4 protein-coding genes are annotated in these 3,598 nt (G+C 57.1%); all 4 read right to left on the bottom strand.

The features are described from left to right. A partial coding sequence (locus ACIREA_RS28605) for a flavodoxin domain-containing protein (RefSeq protein WP_397385733.1) occupies positions 1–686 on the bottom strand: 686 nt, incomplete at its 3' end. Positions 687–715: 29 nt separating this feature from the next. Beyond that, complete coding sequence (locus ACIREA_RS28600) at positions 716–2,122, bottom strand: alginate export family protein (protein ID WP_397385732.1); 1,407 nt, start codon at positions 2,120–2,122, stop codon at positions 716–718. Between the two features lie 32 nt (positions 2,123–2,154). Then, the gene (locus tag ACIREA_RS28595; RefSeq protein WP_397385731.1) at positions 2,155–3,033 is read right to left on the bottom strand and encodes an ABC transporter ATP-binding protein; all 879 of its coding nucleotides are present in this window, start codon (positions 3,031–3,033) and stop codon (positions 2,155–2,157) included. Further along, positions 3,030–3,598: ATP-binding cassette domain-containing protein (locus tag ACIREA_RS28590; RefSeq protein ID WP_397385730.1), on the bottom strand; the 569-nt coding region annotated here is incomplete at its 5' end. The genes ACIREA_RS28590 and ACIREA_RS28595, both read right to left, overlap by 4 nt.

The raw sequence follows: 3,598 nt of genomic DNA, 5'->3' as shown, positions 1-3,598 counted from the left end.
CGACTGTTCATAGGCACGTTGGCAATGAGCTTGGCTGGGAAGGGCTTCTTTTTGCTGTAGCCTGTTTCTTCCCCTGCCTCGGTTGCACAAGAGGATGTGGTTGCGTCCACGCCGCTCAAGACCGTGAAAGCGTTGGCGCTCCACTTCTTCGCGAGGTCGTCAAAATCCACGTCGCAATCAACGCGGTCCACAATGCGCTTGGCTCCCAGTTCAGCGAGACGTGTGTCGAGCTTCTTGCCGGCTAGGCAAAAGGTGTCGCCGTAATTTTTATCCCCCAGTGCCAGGATGCTGTACTGCACGCCGTCGAGTTTCGGGCTGCTGCCGTTTTGATTGAGGCTGTCCCAGAAGGACACGGCGTTGTCAGGCATGTCCCCTTCCCCCCAGGTGCTGGTGATGAGAAGGACGTTTTGTTCTTTGATAAGGTCGGCGGGTTGCAGCGAGTCGAGGCCTGCAGCGCGCGCTGCAAAACCCCGACCCGATGCTTCCCTGGCCAGCCGCTTGGCCAAACTTTCCGCATTACCGCTCTGACTGCCGAAGGCGATGAGCAAAGGTCGTTTTGATTCCTCAGATGCGGCACCACTGGCGGCAGCGCCACGATTGAGGACTCCAGCAAGGAACCCATTCAACCAGGCACGCTGCTCCACACTGAAGGGTGCATTTTCGGGAATGAGAGGAACGATTTTCATCTGTCAGAGCGGCTTGAGAATGAATGGAATTAGAAATCGATCTGCACCTGCACGTAGCCGAACTGGGCATTGCTCGCCGCGCCGGTCTGCTTCAGGTAATCACCAGCGATGAAGTAGCTGTAGCCGGTCAGAAACGCGACGTGCGGGTTGAGCTTGTAGCTCATCGTGATATCAAACTCCTGACCGCGGAAACTGCTCGCGTTGTTGGCGGCGGTGCTGAGGGGGCGAACTTTGGTGGCGCCGTTGGCACGGTACCAGGCGTCGGCATTGTTGGCATTCCAGTAGAGGTGGTAGTCCAGCATCACCTTCATCTTGGGTGTCGGCATGAAGCTGAAATTCACCTGGGGGTTGTGCACGTTCATCCAGGCTGTGGTGTCCATGTAGCCGTAGAACATGTGATTCGTCGGATACAGGTTCTGGAAGGTGCCGATCTTGCCGTCGTTCGGATCACCGTCACCGCTGGCATAATTGTATTGCAGGCCAAAACGTGGCTTCCATGCGTGCTTCAGCCAGTTGTAACCAGCACCCCAGTGGCCGGCGTATGCCGTGAGAGAACGCCCACCCACCTTGCCGGTTTGGAAATCCATCTCGGTGTCATAGTCGAAGCCATGCAGCTTCTTCGGATCACCTTTCCAAAGGGTACCCAGAGTGACAAAACTTGTCGAACCGATCGGCGCACCGAAGGTTGCCGTACCATCGTCGCGGTTGTGAAACACATAGAAGTCCGTGGTGGTGTTGAAGGGCACAAAGAGCGTGCTCAGGTAGGCTCCGCTCATGAAGGCATTGCGATGATCCGATTGATCAATGAAGTCCGACTTGTTCCATTTATTGTTGGCGAAGTTCACCGGGCTGGCGGTGAAAAGATCGAGAGACCACTTGCTCGCGGTGTAGCGAAACTTAAAGGCGTCAAAGGTACGAGCTTGATTCGCCCACTCCAGCGGCCCCAGGAGACGTTGATCGCCATAGGACAGGAACTGGCGGCCAAGAATGGAACTGAATCCCTTTTTGAGATTTCCTATCTGGATGTAGGCCTTGAGTACATCGAAGACATCATCACCTTCAGCCCCGTTCACTCCGATCTGACGCGCCCGGCTGCCGCCGATTTCACGCACGTCCTGCCCTTGCACATAGAGTTTGAGCCATGGATTCAAATCATACCCAAGCCCCAGACGAAAACGCTGGAGCAGCCAGGCAGCGTCCTGCGGACTGTTGACGGCGCTGTTGAAATCAAAGTTGTTGTCTCGGATTTCGTAGCGCATTTTTTCCTGCACATCGACCGTCAGCTTGCCCATCTTCATGGGAGCGTAAGTGGGAGGCGGAGGGGCCAGCGTGAAGCCGGGGACAGGCGCTGGTGCGGGAGCCGTGGTTTTCGGAGCGGGGGTTTGGGCGAGTGCGAGCGATGAAGTCGCGAGCAAAAGCGTGAGTAGCCTTTTCATGTGGGTATGTGAGGGGTGCGTTGTTGATTCGGCTAAGCGGCGGCTGCAGGGAAAGGGGCGGCATGGGTGGCCAGTTCGGCGGCCATGTCTGGAGACGGTACAAACTTCGGATCGCGGCTGGGGCGGATGTGCGACTTGTCGTTGAGGAAGGTGATGAGGCGCTCGCGCAGCTCGTAGTAGCGCGGATCTTCCATGATCTGTTTTCGGTTACGTGGGCGTTCGAAGGGGATCTGTAAGATGTCGCCAACTTCCGCCTCGGGACCGTCCGTCATCATCACGACGCGGTCAGAGAGGAAGATAGCCTCATCCACATCATGCGTGACCATCAGCGTGGTGATGCGGTTGCGGCGCCACAATTCCAAAAGCACCTCCTGCAACTCATAACGAGTGAGCGAATCCAGCATGCCAAAGGGCTCATCGAGCAGCAGCATCTTGGGCTGCAGGGCAAACGCACGCGCAATGCCAACGCGCTGGCGCATTCCCTGGGAGAGTTCACCGGGATACTTGTGCATCGCATCGCCAAGACCCACGATGGTGAGGTAATACTCCGCCATCTGACGACGCTCCAATTTGCTGGCGGTGAAGTACACCTGATTCACACCGAGCATGACGTTTTCAAAGGCCGTCATCCATGGCAGCAGGCAGGGCGACTGAAACACGATGCCACGATCCGGCCCGGGGCCGCTGGCTTCACGACCGGCAAGAATCATGTTTCCCTGGCTGGGATCGCTCAGGCCTGCGACCATCATGAGCACGGTGCTTTTGCCGCAGCCGCTGTGACCGATGAGCGTGGCAAACTCGCCCTCCTTCAGTTTGAGATTGAAGTCTTTGACGATCGTCATCGGCCCCTTTGGGGTGTCGTAAGTCTTCCAAAGACGATCCAGTTCGAGCATGGGGAGGATCGCGCTCATGCTGCCACCTCCACTTCTTCACGCTTCTTGTCGCTGCGGCGCTTCGGTCCGCTGCGATTGAGAAACTGCAGCGAGTTGGTGTAGGTGAGGTCTTCGGGCAGGATATCAGGCAGGCTGATTTGCACTGATGACTTCACTTTGTTGCGGCCTTTGGCGTCCAGCAGGGTGCTGATGAGCTCAGCACGCAGTTTTTTGAACTTGGGATCGTGATTGATCGCCTTGCGGTCACGCGGCCGCTCAATGTCCACGATCATGGTCTCGCCGAGTGTCGCTGGCGAGGTTGGCAGCAAAGGGATCACTTTGTCCGCCACCAGAATGGCTTCGTCGGGGTCATTGGTGATCCAGATGACCGTCGTTTTATTCTGCATCCAGATTTCGCTGATCTCATCCTGAAGCTGAGCGCGGGTGAGTGCATCCAATGCGCTCAGGGGCTCGTCCATCAGCAGAACCTTGGGGTTCATGGCCAGAGTCCGCGCCACCGAAACGCGCTGGCGCATGCCGCCGGAGAGTTCCTTGGGCAGCTTGTGCGCCGCATGGCTGAGCTTCACCATAGCGATGTGTTTCG

It is taken from the genome of Prosthecobacter sp., assembly GCF_044373815.1.
Taxonomy (GTDB): domain Bacteria; phylum Verrucomicrobiota; class Verrucomicrobiia; order Verrucomicrobiales; family Verrucomicrobiaceae; genus Prosthecobacter.
This window is presented reverse-complemented; position numbering and strand designations above follow the sequence as displayed.

Bases quoted from the DNA above. Each gene is read 5' to 3' on its own strand.
- ACIREA_RS28595 (WP_397385731.1), bottom strand. From the start codon at position 3,033: ATGAGCGCGATCCTCCCCATGCTCGAACTGGATCGTCTTTGGAAGACT.
- ACIREA_RS28600 (WP_397385732.1), bottom strand. From the start codon at position 2,122: ATGAAAAGGCTACTCACGCTTTTGCTCGCGACTTCATCGCTCGCACTC.